The 16,489-nt window shown below is 66.7% G+C and carries 16 protein-coding genes; 14 read left to right on the forward strand and 2 right to left on the reverse strand.

Annotated elements, in window-relative coordinates:
• The first annotated feature begins 21 nt into the window (after positions 1 to 21).
• The 7 genes from AAW51_RS04810 (at position 22) to AAW51_RS04840 (ending at position 5,753) form a co-directional block, all read left to right on the forward strand.
• Positions 22 to 1,488 carry a glutamate synthase subunit beta gene (locus AAW51_RS04810; protein WP_047193685.1) on the forward strand — a complete coding sequence of 489 codons (1,467 nt, stop codon included), beginning with the start codon at positions 22 to 24 and terminating at the stop codon, positions 1,486 to 1,488.
• Between the two features lie 201 nt (positions 1,489 to 1,689).
• Positions 1,690 to 2,517: an ABC transporter ATP-binding protein gene (locus tag AAW51_RS04815; protein ID WP_047193686.1), complete on the forward strand. Its 828-nt coding sequence runs from the start codon at positions 1,690 to 1,692 to the stop codon at positions 2,515 to 2,517.
• Positions 2,517 to 3,302 (forward strand): lipid asymmetry maintenance ABC transporter permease subunit MlaE, encoded by a 786-nt coding sequence (gene mlaE / locus AAW51_RS04820; protein ID WP_047193687.1) that lies wholly within the window; start codon positions 2,517 to 2,519, stop codon positions 3,300 to 3,302. The genes AAW51_RS04815 and mlaE overlap by 1 nt, the downstream gene beginning before the upstream one ends.
• Before the next feature lie 52 nt (positions 3,303 to 3,354).
• Complete coding sequence (gene mlaD, locus AAW51_RS04825) at positions 3,355 to 3,846, forward strand: outer membrane lipid asymmetry maintenance protein MlaD (RefSeq protein ID WP_047193688.1); 492 nt, start codon at positions 3,355 to 3,357, stop codon at positions 3,844 to 3,846.
• Positions 3,843 to 4,667 carry an MlaA family lipoprotein gene (locus AAW51_RS04830; protein ID WP_053013349.1) on the forward strand — a complete coding sequence of 275 codons (825 nt, stop codon included), beginning with the start codon at positions 3,843 to 3,845 and terminating at the stop codon, positions 4,665 to 4,667. Before mlaD ends, AAW51_RS04830 begins: the two co-directional genes overlap by 4 nt.
• A gap of 132 nt (positions 4,668 to 4,799) precedes the next feature.
• Positions 4,800 to 5,441 (forward strand): MlaC/ttg2D family ABC transporter substrate-binding protein, encoded by a 642-nt coding sequence (locus AAW51_RS04835; protein ID WP_047193689.1) that lies wholly within the window; start codon positions 4,800 to 4,802, stop codon positions 5,439 to 5,441.
• A 15-nt stretch (positions 5,442 to 5,456) separates the two neighbouring features.
• Entirely contained in the window at positions 5,457 to 5,753 is a 297-nt protein-coding gene (locus tag AAW51_RS04840) for an STAS domain-containing protein (protein WP_047193690.1), read from the forward strand.
• A 99-nt stretch (positions 5,754 to 5,852) separates the two neighbouring features.
• Here AAW51_RS04840 and AAW51_RS04845 read toward each other — a convergent pair whose 3' ends face one another.
• Positions 5,853 to 6,707, reverse strand: a complete 855-nt coding sequence (locus AAW51_RS04845; protein WP_047193691.1) for a MurR/RpiR family transcriptional regulator — start codon at positions 6,705 to 6,707, stop codon at positions 5,853 to 5,855.
• 59 nt (positions 6,708 to 6,766) lie between these two features.
• A complete protein-coding gene (gene zwf, locus AAW51_RS04850) occupies positions 6,767 to 8,218 on the reverse strand; it encodes a glucose-6-phosphate dehydrogenase (RefSeq protein ID WP_047193692.1) in 1,452 nt (483 codons plus the stop codon).
• A gap of 328 nt (positions 8,219 to 8,546) precedes the next feature.
• On the opposite strand from zwf, the gene tal reads away from it, so the two are divergent.
• The 7 genes from tal (at position 8,547) to AAW51_RS04885 (ending at position 16,488) form a co-directional block, all read left to right on the forward strand.
• Positions 8,547 to 9,494 (forward strand): transaldolase, encoded by a 948-nt coding sequence (tal, locus tag AAW51_RS04855; RefSeq protein ID WP_047193693.1) that lies wholly within the window; start codon positions 8,547 to 8,549, stop codon positions 9,492 to 9,494.
• A gap of 118 nt (positions 9,495 to 9,612) precedes the next feature.
• Positions 9,613 to 11,211, forward strand: coding sequence for a glucose-6-phosphate isomerase (gene pgi / locus AAW51_RS04860; protein WP_047193694.1), 1,599 nt, complete (start codon positions 9,613 to 9,615; stop codon positions 11,209 to 11,211).
• On the forward strand, positions 11,208 to 11,864 hold the full coding sequence (locus AAW51_RS04865; protein ID WP_047193695.1) for an HAD family hydrolase: 657 nt from the start codon (positions 11,208 to 11,210) through the stop codon (positions 11,862 to 11,864). The genes pgi and AAW51_RS04865 overlap by 4 nt, the downstream gene beginning before the upstream one ends.
• A gap of 537 nt (positions 11,865 to 12,401) precedes the next feature.
• A complete protein-coding gene (locus tag AAW51_RS04870) occupies positions 12,402 to 13,559 on the forward strand; it encodes a methyl-accepting chemotaxis protein (RefSeq protein WP_053013350.1) in 1,158 nt (385 codons plus the stop codon).
• Between the two features lie 30 nt (positions 13,560 to 13,589).
• Positions 13,590 to 13,943 (forward strand): response regulator, encoded by a 354-nt coding sequence (locus AAW51_RS04875; protein ID WP_047197431.1) that lies wholly within the window; start codon positions 13,590 to 13,592, stop codon positions 13,941 to 13,943.
• A gap of 71 nt (positions 13,944 to 14,014) precedes the next feature.
• On the forward strand, positions 14,015 to 14,350 hold the full coding sequence (locus AAW51_RS04880; RefSeq protein WP_047193696.1) for an STAS domain-containing protein: 336 nt from the start codon (positions 14,015 to 14,017) through the stop codon (positions 14,348 to 14,350).
• A complete protein-coding gene (locus tag AAW51_RS04885; RefSeq protein WP_047193697.1) occupies positions 14,347 to 16,488 on the forward strand; it encodes a chemotaxis protein CheA in 2,142 nt (713 codons plus the stop codon). The genes AAW51_RS04880 and AAW51_RS04885 overlap by 4 nt, the downstream gene beginning before the upstream one ends.
• Position 16,489: the final 1 nt, after the last annotated feature.

The raw sequence follows: 16,489 nt of genomic DNA on the forward strand, positions 1-16,489 counted from the left end.
ACGAGCTAGGAGTTCAAGAAAATGGGAAAAGTCACTGGCTTCATGGAGTACGAGCGTGTCGAAGAGGCCTATGAGCCGCCGACCGCACGACTGAAGCACTACAAAGAGTTCGTCATCGGGCTGAAGGAAGAAGACGCCCGGGTGCAGGGCGCGCGCTGCATGGACTGCGGCATTCCGTTCTGCAACAGCGGCTGTCCGGTCAACAACATCATCCCGGACTTCAACGACCTGGTGTACCGCAACGAATGGCGCATCGCCATCGAAGTGCTGCACTCGACCAACAACTTCCCCGAGTTCACTGGGCGCATCTGCCCGGCGCCGTGCGAGGCCGCCTGCACGCTGAACTTCAATGACGAAGCGGTGGGCATCAAGTCGATCGAGCGCGCCATCATCGACCGCGCCTGGTCCGAGGGCTGGGTGGCGCCGCAGCCGCCCAAGTTCAAGACCGGCAAGAAGGTCGCGGTGGTCGGCTCGGGCCCCGCCGGCATGGCCGCCGCCCAGCAGCTGGCCCGCGCCGGCCACGACGTGACGGTGTTCGAGAAGAACGACCGGGTCGGCGGCCTGCTGCGCTACGGCATTCCCGACTTCAAGATGGAGAAGCTGCACATCGACCGTCGCGTCAAGCAGATGGAAGCCGAAGGTGTGCAGTTCCGCACCGGCGTGATGGTGGGCCGGCTGCCGGAAGGCTCCAAGGTCACCAACTGGGCCAAGGAGAGCATCACCCCGGAACAGCTGACGAGCGAGTTCGACGCGGTGTTGCTGGCCGGCGGTGCCGAGCAGCCCCGCGACCTGCCGGCCCCCGGCCGTGACCTGCAAGGCATCCATTTCGCGATGGAGTTCCTGCCCCAGCAGAACAAGGTCAACGCCGGCGACAAGGTCAAGGACCAGATCCGCGCCGAGGGCAAGCACGTCATCGTGATCGGTGGCGGCGACACCGGCTCCGACTGTGTGGGCACGTCCAATCGCCACGGGGCCAAGAGCGTCACGCAGTTCGAGCTGATGCCGATGCCGCCCGAAGAAGAGAACAAGACGCTGACCTGGCCGTACTGGCCGTACAAGCTGCGCACCTCGTCCAGCCATGAAGAAGGCTGCGAGCGCGAATTCGCGATCGCCACCAAGGAGTTCCTGGGCGAGAACGGCAAGGTCACCGGCATCAAGACGGCCCGCGTCGAGTGGAAAGACGGCAAGATGGTCGAGGTGCCGGGCTCCGAGCAGGTGCTCAAGGCCGACCTGGTGTTGCTCGCGATGGGCTTCGTCAGCCCGGTGGCGTCCGTGCTCGAAGGCTTCGGTGTCGACCAGGACGCGCGGGGCAATGCGCGTGCAAGCACCGACTTCCTCGGCGGCTACCAGACCAGCGTGCCCAAGGTGTTTGCCGCCGGCGACGTGCGGCGTGGCCAGTCGCTCGTGGTGTGGGCGATCCGCGAAGGCCGCCAGGCTGCACGCTCGATCGACGAGTACCTGATGGGCGCCAGCGACCTGCCGCGCTGAACGCCCGGAGCGAGTTCCGAAAAGCCGCTATCGGGCGGCTTTTCTTGTTTTTGCCGCTCCGACCGTGGGGTAGGTACAACAATTGCTACCGCACCGGGCCGTCCCAACGGGGGGTTTGTCCGGGTTGGTAGCGGTGTTTTCCCCTATCATCGCAAAGCCGGTGGTTCAAGACGCCGGCTCTTTTTTTGCCCCAGCCTGCTGATGTCGCCTCCATTTGCCCTTCAAACGCCTGCCACGCCGCTCGTCGAGCTGCGGGGCGTCAGCTTTGGTTATGGCGACCGCCGGGTGCTCGACGAGGTCAGCCTGACAGTGCCGCGCGGCAAGGTGGTGGCCTTGATGGGCACCTCGGGCGGCGGCAAGACGACCGTGCTGCGGCTGATCGGCCGGCAGGTGACGCCGCAGTCGGGCCAGGTGCTGTTCGACGGCGAGGACATCGGCCCGATGGACCGGGAGCAGCTCTACGCGGCACGTCGCCGCATGGGCATGCTGTTCCAGTTCGGCGCCTTGTTCACCGATTTGTCGGTGTTCGACAACGTCGCCTTTCCGCTGCGCGAGCACACCGATCTGAGCGCCACGATGATCCGTGACTTGGTGTTGATGAAGCTCAACGCTGTCGGCCTGCGCGGGGCGCGCGACCTGATGCCCAGTGAAATCTCCGGCGGCATGGCACGCCGGGTCGCCCTGGCGCGCGCGATTGCGCTCGACCCCGACCTGATCATGTACGACGAGCCCTTTGCGGGGCTCGATCCCATCTCGATGGGGGTGGCGGCGCGGCTGATCCGCGACCTCAACAGCGCGCTGGGGGTCACGAGCATCGTCGTGTCTCACGATGTCGACGAGACGTTCCTGATTGCCGACCACGTCGTGTTCCTCGCCAACGGTCGCATCGCGGCCCAAGGCACGCCGAGTGAAATGCGCGCCTCGTCCGACCCGCTGGTGCGCCAGTTCGTCGATGCACAGGCCGATGGGCCGGTGCGCTTCCATTACCCGGCCAAGAGCGTGCTGGACGACTTCCGGATGGGCCGCTGATGCTGGGTTTTCTGCATCCCGAGCGTGTGGGCGCCGCCGTGCGCGGCAAGCTGGCCGACGTCGGCTATTCGGCCCGTTTGCTGATGCGGCTTGTGATGTCGTTCGGCAAGGCCTTCGCCCGCGGCCGGCTGATCGTCGACCAGCTGCATTTCCTCGGCAACTACTCGCTGGCCATCATCACCGTCTCGGGCCTGTTCGTCGGCTTCGTGCTGGGCTTGCAGGGCTATTACACCTTGCAGCGCTATGGCGCCGAGCAGGCGCTCGGCCTGCTGGTGGCGCTGTCGCTGGTGCGCGAGCTGGGGCCGGTGGTGGCGGCCTTGCTGTTTGCCGGCCGCGCCGGCACCTCGCTGACCGCCGAGATCGGCCTGATGAAGGCGGGCGAGCAGCTGGCGGCCATGGAAATGATGGCGGTGGACCCGTTGCAGCGAGTGCTGGCGCCGCGCTTCTGGGCCGGGCTGATCGCGATGCCCTTGCTCGCCGCGGTGTTCAGCGCTGTCGGCATCATCGGCGGCTGGGTCGTTGGCGTGCTGATGATCGGCGTCGACCCGGGCGAGTTCTGGTCGCAGATGCAGAGCGGCGTCAACGTCTGGCGGGATGTCGGCAACGGCATCATCAAGAGTGTGGTGTTCGGCGTCGCGGTGACGTTCATCGCGCTGCTGCAGGGCTACGAGAGCAAGCCGACGCCCGAGGGGGTGTCGCGCGCGACCACCCGCACGGTGGTGATGGCGTCGCTGACCGTGCTCGCGCTCGACTTCGTGTTGACGGCGCTGATGTTCTCGATTTAACCAATGAATGAAGACAAGGCGGGCGCCGTAGGCGCTGGCCGAGGAGTGGGCGATGCAGAAGTCTCGTCATGATTTGTGGGTCGGCTTGTTCGTGCTGTTCGGCGCGGCGGCTATTCTGTTTCTGGCCTTGCAGTCGGCCAACCTGCTCAGCGTGTCGTTCGAGGAGACCTACCAGGTCGACGCACGTTTCGACAACATCGGCGGCCTCAAGCCGCGCGCGCCGGTACGCAGCGCCGGTGTGGTGGTGGGCCGCGTCGAATCGATCACCTTCGACGACAAGACCTACCAGGCGCGCGTGCGCCTCGCGCTCGAGAGCCGCTATGCCTTCCCCAAGGACAGCTCGGCCAAGATCCTGACCTCCGGGCTGCTCGGCGAGCAGTACCTGGGCCTGGAGCCGGGTGCCGAAACGACCAACCTGGCACCGGGCGACGTCATCTCGCAAACCCAGTCGGCCGTCGTGCTCGAGAACCTGATCGGCCAGTTCCTCTACAACAAGGCGGCAGAGCCCCCGGCGGCACCGGCCGCAGGAGGCGCGAAGCCATGAGGCGCCGCGAACAACGGCCATCCCGTGCGCTGCCCTGGCTGTGCACCGTGGTGCTCGCGGCCACGCTGGCAGGCTGCGCGCAAAATCCGAAGGACCCGCTCGAGCCGCTGAACCGCAAGGTCTACGCGTTCAACGAAGCCGTCGACAAGGCGGTCCTGAAGCCGGTGGCCACCGTGTACCGGGACACGCTGCCGCAGCCGGTGCGCACGGGCGTCACCAACTTCTTCTCCAACCTGGGCGACGCCTGGTCGGCGGTGAACGGCTTCTTGCAATTGAAGCTCGAGACCGGCCTGATGAACACGATGCGCTTCGGCGTCAACACCTTCTTCGGCCTCGGCGGCCTGCTCGACATCGCCACCGAAGCCGGCATCGAAGCGCAGGACGAAGACTTCGGCCAGACCCTCGGGCGCTGGGGTATCGGCGCCGGGCCGTATCTGGTGCTGCCGCTGCTCGGGCCGTCCACCTTGCGCGACACCGCCGCGCTGCCGGTCGACATGCAGGCGGCCGGCTATGTGTTTCGCAACGACGCCACCACCGCCTACAGCCTGGCCGGCTTGCGCATCGTGAACACGCGCGCCAACCTGCTCGGCGCCACCAGCATGCTCGAGGACGCGGCGCTCGATCGCTATCTGTTCCTGCGCGACGCCTATCTGCAGCGGCGTCAGAGCCTGGTGTATGACGGCGACCCACCCGAGGCCGAAGAGGCCGAAGAGGACGCCGACACGCCTGCCGAGGCGAGCGATGCCGGCGCGGCTGCTGCCGATGCCAAGACACCGGTGCCGGCCAGCCCGCAGGTGCCTGCGTCGGCGCCGGAGCGCTGACGCAGCTACAGTTTCAACTCGACACCGCGCCTGCGCATTCCGAAACAGCGCCGGAGCGAACCAATTGCCGCTGCCAGGGTCAGACTGCGGTGGCAAGTGCAGACCGGGGTGGCCCGGCAAGAAAGGAAAGCAATGATCCGCAGAAGTTTTGTCGCCGCCTGTGCCGGTCTCTGGCTCGCGTTGTCCGCACCGGCGGTGTTGGCCCAGACGGCCGCTGGTGCCGGCGGCACCAGCACGCCGGACGGCCTGGTCAGCACCATCTCCAACGAAGTGATGGACGCGGCGCGCGAGGACAAGGCCATCCAGGCGGGTGACGTGCAACGTGTCATCGCGCTGGTCGACAGCAAGATCATGCCGCACGTGAACTTCGAGCGCATGACGGCCTCCGCCGTCGGCCGCTACTGGCGCCAGGCCACGGCCGAGCAAAAGCAGCGCCTGCAGGAAGAATTCAAGCAGTTGCTGGTGCGCACCTATGCCGGCGCCCTGGCCCAGGTGAAGGACCAGCGTGTGCACATGAAGCCCATGCGCGCCGCCGCCGATGCGGCCGAAGTGATCGTGCGCACCGAAGTGCGCGGCCGCGGCGAGCCGGTCCAGATGGACTACCGCCTCGAAAAGACCGCCGGCGGCTGGAAGATCTACGACGTCAACGTGCTTGGCGTGTGGCTGGTCGAGAACTACCGCAACAGCTTCGCGCAAGAGATCAGCGCAGGCGGCATCGACGGCTTGATCACCAAGCTGACCGAGCGCAACAAGGCGGCCGGCGGCCGCAGCTGACGAGGTGTAGTCGCGATGCTGCTGCTGCCGGCGACCCTGACGGCCCGCGAGGCCAACGACACCTTGCGCATGTTGCAGCAGGGCTTGCGGGCGCAAACGGGCGACACGCTGTTGGTCGATGCGTCCGGCCTGCAGCACTTCGACTCGGCCGCGCTCGCGGTGTTGCTCGAATGCCAGCGGCTGGCCTCGGCGTGGGGGAAACGTTTCGAAGTGCGCCAGCTGCCGACACAGCTGGCCAACCTGGCTGGCCTCTACGGCATCGACGAGTTGCTGCCATTGGCTGCGGCGCCGGAGGTTCCCGTCGTGGCCTGACACGGCGGCCGCCCCGCGCCGAGAGCACGTCCCCGCGGCGCACAAGACAAAGGGCTCTTGCGAGCCCTTTTGTTTTTCCGCAGCGGCCGCAAGCCGGCGCTACTCGGAGTGTGCGTAGCGCTTGGCCCGCAGGTTGCGCTTGATCTCCTGCAGCATCGGCCGCAGGTGCTCGCCCAGGCGCAGTGCCACACCGGTGGTCAGGATGTCGATGATCATCAGGTGCAGCAGCCGCGACACCATCGGGCTGTAGCGGTCGTAGTCTTCCGGGTGGTCGGCCGCCAGCAGGATTTGCGCATGCTGGGTCAGCGGCGAGCCGCTGGCCGTGATCACGATGGTCGTCGCGCCTTTCTTGCGCGCGATCTCGGCTGCGTCGAGCAAGTCGCGGCTGCGGCCCGAATTCGAGATGATGACCAGGCAGTCGCCCGGCTGCAGCATGGTGGCGCTCATCACCTGCACGTGGCCGTCGCTGTAGGCCACCGCGTTGACGCCGAGACGGAAAAACTTGTGCTGCGCATCCTGCGCCACGATGCCCGAATTGCCCACACCGTAGAACTCGATGCGGCGGCCGTTCTTGCCGGCCTCGGCGAGCGCGGTCATCGCACGGTCGAAGGTGTGGTCGGCCGCATCGTTGCGGAACTTGAGCAGCGCCGAGACGGTGTTGTCGATCACCTTGACGATGATGTCCGACGGCTTGTCGTCGAGGTCGACCGAACGGTGCACGAACGGCACTCCTTCGTTGACGCTGCCGGCCAGCTTGAGCTTGAAGTCGGCCAGGCCGTCGTAGCCGACGCTGCGGCAAAAGCGCACCACCGTGGGCTTGCTGACGTGGGCCCGCTCGGCCAGTTCGGCCACCGGCAGACTGGCGAAGCTGCGCGGGTCGGCCAACACGAGCTTGGCGACACGTTGCTCGGCCGGTGGCAGTGCGGGTATCGACGCCTTGATGCGGTCCAGCATGATCTCTCCTCAGCGCCCGGTGCCGGGGCGGCTGCTGCTGTGGTGGCAGGTGGTCGTCATCATTGCTCTTCCGACCAGGTGTAGCCGTCGCGCGCGACCAAGGCGCTCGCCGCCGGCGGGCCCCAGGTGCCGGCCGGGTAGGTGCGCAGCCCGTCGCCACCGTCACGCTGCCAGGTCTCCAGGATCGGCTCGACCCAGCGCCAGGCCTGCTCCTGTTCGTCGGAACGGACGAACAGGTTCAAACGCCCGGCAATCGCGTCGAGCAACAAGCGCTCGTAGGCACCGACCCGCTCGCTCGGGAACGCCTTGTCGAAGTCGAGATCGAGGAACACCGGCGACAGCGCCTCTTGCTGGCCGGTGCCCTTGGCCGCCAGCAGGTGCAGCTCGAGCCCGTCCTCGGGCTGCAGCTTGATCACCAGCTTGTTCGACAGTGCCGAGCCGGCCGGAAAGATGTTGTGCGGCGTGGGGCGGAAGTTCACGACGATCTCGGCGTCGCGGGCGGCCAGCCGCTTGCCGGTGCGCAGGTAGAAGGGCACCCCGGCCCAACGCCAGTTCTGCACCTCGGTGCGCAGCGCGACGAAGGTTTCGGTGCTGCTGCCGCGCGGCACCTTGGTTTCTTCGAGATAGGCGGCCGCGGCCTTGCCGTCGACCGTGCCGCTGCGGTACTGGCCGCGCACCACCTCGCGCCGCACGCTCTCGGGCGTGAAGGGCTTCAGCGAGCGCAGCACCTTGAGTTTCTCATCGCGGATGGCGTCGGCGTCGGCACTCGAGGGCGGCTCCATCGCGATCATCGTCAGCAGCTGCAGCGCATGGTTCTGCACCATGTCGCGCAACGCGCCGGTGCGGTCGTAGAAATCGCCTCGCGTGCCCACGCCGATGCTTTCGGCCAGCGTGATCTGGATGTTGGCGATGTTCTCGCGGCGCCACAGCGGCTCGAACAGCACGTTGCCGAAGCGCAGCGCCATCAGGTTCTGCACCGACGGCTTGCCGAGGTAATGGTCGATGCGGAAGGCCTGGTTCTCGTCGAACACCGAACGCACCACCCGGTTGATCTGCTGCGCGCTCTGCAGGTCGTGCCCCAGCGGCTTCTCGAGCACCACGCGGATGCGCGGCGTGTTGAGACCGGCGTGGCCCAGTTGCTCGCAGATGACCGGGAACAAATGCGGGCTGGTGGCGAGGTACAGCACCACTGTGTCGGCCTGGCGCTCGTCGACCCAGGCCTTCAGGCGCTGGTAATGCTCGGGCTGCGACAGGTCCATGCGGCGGTAGAACAGCATCTCGGCAAACCGAGAGAACTCTTCGTCACTCGGCCGCTTCGGCGTGTCGACCTCCTGGAAGCGCTCCTTGAGCCACTCGCGGTACTGCTCGTCGGACTGGTCGTCGCGGGCGACTGCCAGCACCCGGCCTCCTTCGGGCAGCTTGCCGTGACGAAAGGCTTGGAACAGCGCCGGCATCAGTTTGCGCCAGGTGAGATCGCCGGTGCCGCCGAAGAAGACGAGGTCGAAGGACATGGTGAATCGGTAACCGCTGGAAAAAGCCGAGGGCGCCCGATGCCGGCAATAGAGCGCAGCGCACAGGCGGCGAGCGTGTAATAAAGTTTCAGTCGATGATGCCGAGAATCCCACCGATCGTCAACCGCGCCACGGGCGTCAGCCTTGATTTTCGGCTTGGTTTTCGGGTCGGGTTACGAAAAGGTTACGGGGTAACCTTGTTACTATGCACAATCGGCTCGCCGCCCGACCTTTGCGTCGACCGTGGCCCCCGACGCGGCACGGGCCGCGGCGAGAGGCCGGCGGCGGCGCCACAATTCGTCATATGCCTAGCCATCCCGGACACAGCATGAGTTCCCTCGACGCCCTCAAGCAGTACACCACGGTTGTCGCCGACACCGGCAACTTCAAGCAGCTTGCGCAGTTCGCCCCGCGCGACGCCACGACCAACCCCTCGTTGATCCTGAAGGCGGTGCAACAGCCGGAATACCAGCCGCTGCTGAAGGAAACCGCCGCCGAGCATGCCGGCGAGCCGATGGACCAGATCGTCGACTGCATGCTGGTGCGTTTCGGGCTCGAGATCCTCAAGGTGGTGCCGGGGCGCGTGTCGACCGAGGTGGATGCCCGCCTGAGCTTCGACACCGCCGCGACCATCGCCCGCGCCGAACGCATCATGCGTCTCTACGAGGAGGCCGGGGTCGGACGCGACCGGGTCCTGATCAAGATCGCCGCGACCTGGGAAGGCATCCAGGCGGCCCGCGCGCTCGAGCACCAGGGCATCCGCTGCAACCTGACGCTGCTGTTCGCCTTCTGCCAGGCGGTGGCCTGCGGCGAGGCCGGCGTCCAGCTCATCTCGCCCTTCGTCGGCCGCATCTACGACTGGTACAAGAAGTCGGCTGGCAGCAGCTGGGACGAGCAGGCCAACGGGGGCGCGAACGATCCGGGCGTCAAGTCCGTCGCCCAGATCTACCACTACTACAAGCACTTCGGCATCGAGACCGAAGTGATGGGCGCGAGCTTCCGTAACGTCGGCCAGATCATCGCGCTGGCCGGCTGCGACCTGCTGACCATCAGCCCCGAGCTGCTGGCGCAGCTGCAAGCCAGCGACGCGCCGGTCGAGCGGCGGCTCGACCCCGCCCAGGCGAAACAAGCGGCCATCAAATTCGTCAGCTACAACGAGGCGGCCTTCCGCTATGCGCTCAACGAAGACGCGATGGCGACCGACAAACTGGCCGAAGGCATCCGCGCCTTCGCGGCCGATGCGGTCAAGCTCGAAGCGATGATCCAGGCGCTTTGAGCGCTGCTTCGCTCGGGTCGGGCCGCTGACCCGGCCCACATCCGACGTGTCGCCGCGCGCCTCGGCCGAGGTTCAGGCGGCGGCCGTCTGCCTCCTCTCCGACCGGAAAGACACTGAGATGCACACTGCACCCCGCTGCGACCGGACCACCGCCTGGGCGGCGCTCCAAGGCCACTACCAGGCCCACGGCCGCGACTTCGACCTGCGTGAGGCGTTCGCGCGCGACCCGGGGCGCTTCGACTCGCTGAGTTTCGAAGCGCCCGGGCTGTTCGCCGACCTGTCGAAAAACCACCTCGACCTTGCCACGCTGAAACTGCTGTGCGAGCTCGCGCGCGAATGCCGGCTGGAGCAGCGCCGCGACGCCTTGCTCGCAGGCGAGCCGTTCAACCACACCGAAGGTCGCGCGGTGCTGCATACCGCGCTGCGCGCGCCCAAGGGCACAGGGCCGTTCAGCGACGAGGTGCACGAGGTGCTGACCCGCATGCTCAACTTCGTCGAGGAAGTGCGCGACACGGCGAACAGCGGCATCAAGCACATCGTCAACATCGGCATCGGCGGCTCCGACCTCGGCCCGCAGATGGTGGTGCCGGCGCTGGACGCCTTCGTGCACCCGGGCCTCACCTTCCATTTCGTCTCCAATGTCGACGGCCACGACATCGCACCGGTGCTGCGTCGGCTGAAGCCCGCCGAGACGCTGTTCATCATCGCGTCGAAGACCTTCACGACGCAGGAAACCATGGCCAACGCGCAAGTCGCGAAGGCGTGGTTTTTGCAGCATGGTGGCACCGACACGCGGCGCCACTTCGTCGCCACGACCACAAACGTCAAGGCGGCAGCCGAGTTCGGCATCGACACCACCTTCGGATTCTGGGACTGGGTGGGCGGCCGCTATTCGTTGTGGTCGGCGATCGGGCTGCCGATCGCGCTGGCCATCGGCGCCGAACATTTCCGCGAATTGCTGGCGGGCGCCCATGCGATGGACCGCCACTTCGCCACCACCCCGGTCGAGCGGAACCTGCCGGCACTGCTCGGCCTGCTCGACGTCTGGTACCGCAATTTCCACCGCTACACCAGCCGCAGCGTCGCCCCCTACCACCAGGGGCTGAAACGGCTGCCGGCCTATCTGCAGCAGCTGGAGATGGAAAGCAACGGCAAGTGTGTCGACCTCGCCGGCGAGCCGCTGCCTTACGCGACGTCGCCGGTGGTCTGGGGCGAGCCGGGCACCAACGGCCAGCATGCCTATTTCCAGATGCTGCACCAGGGCACCGACGTGATTCCGGTCGAGTTCATCCTGGTCAAGCAACCGACCCATCCGTATGCCGACCTGCACACCAAGCTGCTCGCCAACGGGCTTGCGCAGGCGCAGGCGTTGATGCTCGGCAAGAGCAGCGAGCAGGCGGCGCAGGAGAAGGCACCGACGGCATCGGCCGACCTGGACCGGCAGACTCTGGCGAAACACCGCACCTTCCCCGGTAACCGCCCGAGCACCACGCTGCTGCTCGATCAACTCACCCCCGGCAGTCTCGGCGCGCTGATCGCGCTCTACGAGCATCGCGTCTTCACCAGCGGTGCCTTGTGGGGCATCAACAGCTTCGACCAGTGGGGCGTGGAGTTGGGCAAGGCCTTGTGCAATGACCTGCTGCCCCGGCTGAGCTCGGGCAACGTCGACGGTCTGGACGGCTCCACTGCAGGTCTGCTGAAGCGGGTGACGGCATGAGCGCAGCGACGACTCCAGCCGCAGAGGGCGCCCGCGCGGTCGTGTTCGATTTCGGCGGTGTGGTGTTCCGCTGGCGGCCGTTCGAGCTGCTGCAGCAGATCCTGCCGCACCGGGTGCCGGATGAGGGTGCTGCGCGCCAACTGGCCGCGCAGATCTTCCAGTCGTTCGATCTGGGCAGCGACTGGGCCCGGTTCGACCGCGGCACGGTGAGCGAAACCGAACTGGTCGAGCACATCTCGGTGCGCACCGGCCTGCCGCCGCGCGATGTGCGTGCCGTGGTCGACGCGATCCCGCTGCACCTGGAAGCCCAGGCGCCGACGGTCGCCTTGATGCAGCGGCTCAAGGAGCGTGGCCACCGCCTGTGCTACCTCTCCAACATGCCCGCGCCCTATGCCGACCACCTCGAACGCAGCCATGCCTTCTTCGACTGGTTCGACGGCGGCATCTTCTCGGCCCGCGTGCAGCTGATCAAACCCGAGCCCGAGATCTTTGCCGAGGCCGCACGCCGATTCGCTGTCGTGCCGCAGGACAGTGTGTTCATCGACGACCATGCCGGCAATGTGCAGGCGGCGCGTGCGCTCGGCTGGCAGGCGATCCAGTTCGTCGATGCCGCGCAGTGCGAAGCCGAGCTGCGCGCGGGCGGCTGGCTGTAGCGGCAGCAGGCGCGCTCGGCGCCGCAACCGAAACCTCGGCCCTGTTCTTCTCTCGCACGAACAAACCCGTGCCCTTGCGCAATGCAAGCGGGCACGGCATGAACATGACCGGCAGGGCAGGGGCATGTCTGTCTGCCCTGCCGGGCCTCTGGCCGGCCCCCGTCGACCTCGACGGCGCTGTGCAATGGTGGTCCTTGCACATTGAGGCATGACAAACAGATGCGCCGTTGGCCTTAAGGGAAATCCTGACGGGCCAATCCTCATCACGCTCATCAAGTAAAGCAAGCCGGCCAGCCCGGGCACAGGCTTGCAAGCGCAGGCGTCACGCCCCTGGCGTTTGACCGCCAGCCGCTGGCTCTACATCTCCACAACTCCATCACGATCGCGGCCGATTCCCTATCGGGGAGTATCAATTCGGTGCGGGTTCCGTCGAAACCGCAATGGCAATGGCCCGCCAGCCCGCGGCCATGTCCCTGACATGCCTCGGTTTGGCATCTGCCGCTGCGAGATGCCACCCTGCTTACCGAAGAAGCCGCCGTGATTCGACCCACCCGCGATCTGTTCGCATCATTCGCCCCCTTGCTGATCGGCGCCACGGCAGCCATCGCCCTGCTCGTCTCGACGGCCGGAGGACTCGTCGCCATCGCGCTGTCGGTGGGGCTTACGGTCGCCGGCGCCGCCGCGACGCGGCACCTGGTGGGCGCCGAGCGTCAGAAAGCGCAAGAGCTCGCCGCCTACGTCTTGGGGCACGAGCAGTTCGCTGCGGCCGTGTCGCCGGTATGGGCCTCGCACATCGAGACCTCACGGGCCCAGATGGAGTCCGCGGTCGGCAGCCTCGCACAGCGTTTTGCCGGCATCGTGCAGCGGCTCGATCAAACGGTGCAGGTGTCCGACGTGTCGGCTGCGTCGACGGCCGGTCGCGGAGACGCCGTGATGACCGTGTTCGCGCGCAGCGAAGCCGCGCTCGGGGATGTCCTGCAGTCGCTGCAATCGGCGATGAACAGCAAGGCCGAACTGCTCACCGAGGTGCAGGCGCTCGCCGGCTTCATCGACGAGCTGCAACGGATGGCGACCGATGTCGCGCAGATCGCTCAGCAGACCAATCTGCTGGCGATCAACGCCGCCATCGAGGCCGCACATGCCGGTGAGGCGGGCCGTGGCTTCTCGGTGCTGGCGCAGGAAGTGCGCAAGCTGTCGGCGCAATCGGGGCAGACCGGTAGCCACATCGCCGAGAAGATCAAGAGCATCAGCGCGGCCATCGTCGCGACCCGCGAAAGCGCCGAGCACGCCGCGCAGCGCGAGGGTGAGACGGTGCTGCAGTCGCGTCGGACGATCGGCGAGGTGCTGGAGCAGTTCCGCGGTGTCACCGATGGGCTCGTCACGTCGAGCGAGCAGATCAAGCAGGAGAGCCTGGGCATCAAGGCCGAGGTGTCGGAAGCACTGGTGCAGCTGCAGTTCCAGGACCGCCTGAGCCAGATCCTGAGCCATGTGAAAACGAGCATCGAGCAGCTGCCGAGTGAACTCGAGGCGCAGCACGCCGCGTCCGTGTCGCAGGGCGCGCTGCGCGCCCCCGATGCGCAAGCCCTGCTCACCGCACTCGAGAGCAGCTACGCGATGGCCGACGAACGCGAGCGCCATCACGGCAACATACCCGCCGCCGCGCCCACGCCGGCCGAAGAAGTGACATTTTTCTAAGTAGGAACCACCGTGACGAAAAAGACCATCATGATCGTTGACGACTCGGCTTCGCTTCGGCAAGTCGTGAGCATCGCATTGAAGGGTGCGGGCTACGACGTGATCGAGGGCGACAACGGCAAGACCGCGCTGGCCAAGCTCACCGGCCAGCGTGTGCACCTGATCGTCAGCGACGTCAACATGCCCGAGATGGACGGCATCACCTTCGTGAAGGCCGTCAAACAGCTGCCGGCCTACAAGTTCACGCCCGTCGTGATGTTGACCACCGAGTCGGCCGACGACAAGAAGCGGGAAGGGCAGCTGGCGGGGGCGAAAGCCTGGATGACCAAGCCGTTCCGGCCCGAGCAGTTGCTGGGCGTGGTCCAGAAGCTGGTGCTGCCTTGAAGCACGCGACCGTGGCTTCCTGCCCTTGCGCTTGCTGATCCTGATTCGATCCGCGTCGGAGTCCTCCTTCCATGTCCCATGACCCCCACAGCGCCGAACCGGTGGTGTCGCTGCGCCTCGAAGGCGAGCTGACGATCTACCGCGCCGTCGAGCTGAAGCAAGCCCTCTTCGATCTGCTCAAGCGCGCGACCCACGTCGAACTGGACCTGTCCGGCGTGACCGAGATCGACACCTGCGGTGTGCAACTGCTGATCGCGTTGAAGCAGCAGGCCGTCGCGCTGCATCGCGAACTGCGCCTGGTGGGCCACACCCCTTGTGTCGTCGAGGCCTTCGGCCTGCTCGACCTGACCGCGTACTTCGGCGATCCGCTGTTGGCGCAGACCGAACCGCGAGGAGCCGCGCGATGAACATCGACCAGGCGCTGCCGACCTTCGTTGCCGAGAGCCGCGAACTGCTGCAGGAGATGGAGCAGGCCCTGCTGCTCATCGCCTCGGACGGGCCGAGCCCCGACCACGTCAACGCCATCTTCCGCGCGGCCCACACCGTCAAAGGTTCGGCCGGTCTCTTCGGTTTGGACGACATCGTCGATTTCACGCACGTGGTCGAGGGTGTGCTCGACCAGGTCCGCGCCGGCAAGCTCGAGATGTCGGCTGAGATGGTGACGCGGATGCTGGCGTGCGGCGATCACATCGCGATGCTGATCGAGGCGGTGGCGGCCGGCGACCGCAACGGCAACGCCGAGCGCCGCGCCCTCGGCGCACCGTTGCTGGCCCAGTTGCAAGCCGGGCTGGGCAATGACGGCCCGGCGGCGCCCCTGTCCGATGCGGCACCGGCGCAGCGCACCACCGGCAGGCCCGACCACTGGCACATCTCGCTGCGCTTCGGCCGCGACGTGCTGCGCCACGGGCTCGACCCGCTGTCTTTCATCCGCTATCTCGGCACGCTCGGCCGCATCGAGGCTATCGCCACCGTCGCCGATGCCTTGCCGCCGGCCGAGGAGCTGGACCCGGAGAGCTGCTACCTCGGCTTCGAAATCGCCTTCAGCAGCGCCACCGCCGACAAGGCCGCCATCGAGTCGGTCTTCGAGTTCCTGCTGGAAGACTGCGAGCTGCGCATCCTGCCCCCGAACAGCCGCGTCGAACAGTACCTCGAGTTGATCAGCCAGCTGCCCGAGCAGCCCGCCCGGCTCGGCGACATCCTGGTGCGCTGCGGCTCGGTGACGCTGCACGAACTGGACGAAGCCTTGCAACGCCAGGCGCAGCTCGAAGCGCCGCAGCAGCAACGCCTCGGCGAGATCCTGGTCGAGCAGGGCGCCGCGCCGGTCGAGGTGGTGGAGGCGGCGCTGTCGCGCCAGAAGCAGATCAAGGAAAACAAGACGCTCGAGACCCAGACCGTGCGGGTCGACGCGGCCAAGCTTGACATCCTGATCAACCAGGTCGGAGAGCTGATCATCGCCGCGGCCGGCGCCAACATGGCGGCGCGGCGCCACGGCAATGCGGAACTGCAGGAACGCAACGCCACCCTGATGAGCTTGATCGAAGACATGCGCGACAGCGCGCTGTCTTTGCGCATGGTGAAGATCGGCGGCACGTTCAACCGCTTCCAACGGGTGGTGCACGACGTCGCGCGCGAACTCGGCAAGGACATCGGCTTGTCGATCAGCGGCGAGGACACCGAACTCGACAAGACACTGGTCGAGAAGATCGGCGACCCGCTGACGCATTTGGTGCGCAATGCGATGGACCATGGCATCGAGGCCCCTGAGCTGCGCCTCGAGCGCCACAAGCCGGCGCGCGGCACCGTCAGCCTCAACGCCTTCCACGATTCCGGCTCGATCGTCATCGAGGTCAGCGACGACGGCCGCGGCCTCGACCGTGAGCGCATCCTCGCCAAAGGTATCGAGCGCGGCCTGGTCGAGGCCGGCAGGAGCCTGAGCGATGCCGAGGTCTACGCCCTGATCTTCGAGGCCGGTTTCTCGACCGCCGAGCGGGTCACCAACCTGTCCGGGCGTGGTGTCGGCATGGACGTGGTCAAGCGCAACATCGAAGCGCTGCGCGGCAGCGTACACGTCGCCAGTCGCCCGGGCCACGGCACGACGGTGTCGGTGCGGCTGCCGCTCACCCTGGCCATCATCAACGGCTTCCAGGTCGCCGTCGGCAAGTCGGTGTTCGTGCTGCCGCTGGAGATGGTGGACGAGTGCATCGAGTACACGGTCGACGGCGAGCACGACTACACCAACCTGCGCGGCGAGGTGCTGCCCTTCATTCGGCTGGCCGAGCTGTTCGGCTTGCCACAGACGCCCTGCGCACGGCGCAACATCGTGGTGGTCAAGCACGCCTCCCAGCGCTTCGGCATCGTCGTCGACACCTTGCTGGGGCAGGCCCAGACGGTGATCAAGCCGATGGCCAAGATGTTCGGCCAGGTTCAGGGCGTCAGCGGCTCCAGCATCCTCGGCAGCGGCGAGGTGGCGCTGATTCTCGACGTGCCGGCGCTGATGGCGCAGACCCAACAACAAAGGTGGCAGGCGCAGACCGAAGTCGTTTGAC

The organism is Caldimonas brevitalea, from assembly GCF_001017435.1.
Classification (GTDB): Bacteria; Pseudomonadota; Gammaproteobacteria; order Burkholderiales; family Burkholderiaceae_C; genus Caldimonas; species Caldimonas brevitalea.

Coding starts and splice junctions, on each gene's coding strand:
- AAW51_RS04875 (WP_047197431.1), top strand. CDS start 13,590: ATGATCGTTGACGACTCGGCTTCGCTTCGGCAAGTCGTGAGCATCGCA.
- zwf (WP_047193692.1), bottom strand. CDS start 8,218: ATGTCCTTCGACCTCGTCTTCTTCGGCGGCACCGGCGATCTCACCTGG.
- tal (WP_047193693.1), top strand. CDS start 8,547: ATGAGTTCCCTCGACGCCCTCAAGCAGTACACCACGGTTGTCGCCGAC.
- mlaE (WP_047193687.1), top strand. CDS start 2,517: ATGCTGGGTTTTCTGCATCCCGAGCGTGTGGGCGCCGCCGTGCGCGGC.
- pgi (WP_047193694.1), top strand. CDS start 9,613: ATGCACACTGCACCCCGCTGCGACCGGACCACCGCCTGGGCGGCGCTC.
- AAW51_RS04845 (WP_047193691.1), bottom strand. CDS start 6,707: ATGCTGGACCGCATCAAGGCGTCGATACCCGCACTGCCACCGGCCGAG.
- AAW51_RS04810 (WP_047193685.1), top strand. CDS start 22: ATGGGAAAAGTCACTGGCTTCATGGAGTACGAGCGTGTCGAAGAGGCC.
- mlaD (WP_047193688.1), top strand. CDS start 3,355: ATGCAGAAGTCTCGTCATGATTTGTGGGTCGGCTTGTTCGTGCTGTTC.
- AAW51_RS04835 (WP_047193689.1), top strand. CDS start 4,800: ATGATCCGCAGAAGTTTTGTCGCCGCCTGTGCCGGTCTCTGGCTCGCG.
- AAW51_RS04880 (WP_047193696.1), top strand. CDS start 14,015: ATGTCCCATGACCCCCACAGCGCCGAACCGGTGGTGTCGCTGCGCCTC.
- AAW51_RS04840 (WP_047193690.1), top strand. CDS start 5,457: ATGCTGCTGCTGCCGGCGACCCTGACGGCCCGCGAGGCCAACGACACC.
- AAW51_RS04865 (WP_047193695.1), top strand. CDS start 11,208: ATGAGCGCAGCGACGACTCCAGCCGCAGAGGGCGCCCGCGCGGTCGTG.
- AAW51_RS04830 (WP_053013349.1), top strand. CDS start 3,843: ATGAGGCGCCGCGAACAACGGCCATCCCGTGCGCTGCCCTGGCTGTGC.
- AAW51_RS04885 (WP_047193697.1), top strand. CDS start 14,347: ATGAACATCGACCAGGCGCTGCCGACCTTCGTTGCCGAGAGCCGCGAA.
- AAW51_RS04815 (WP_047193686.1), top strand. CDS start 1,690: ATGTCGCCTCCATTTGCCCTTCAAACGCCTGCCACGCCGCTCGTCGAG.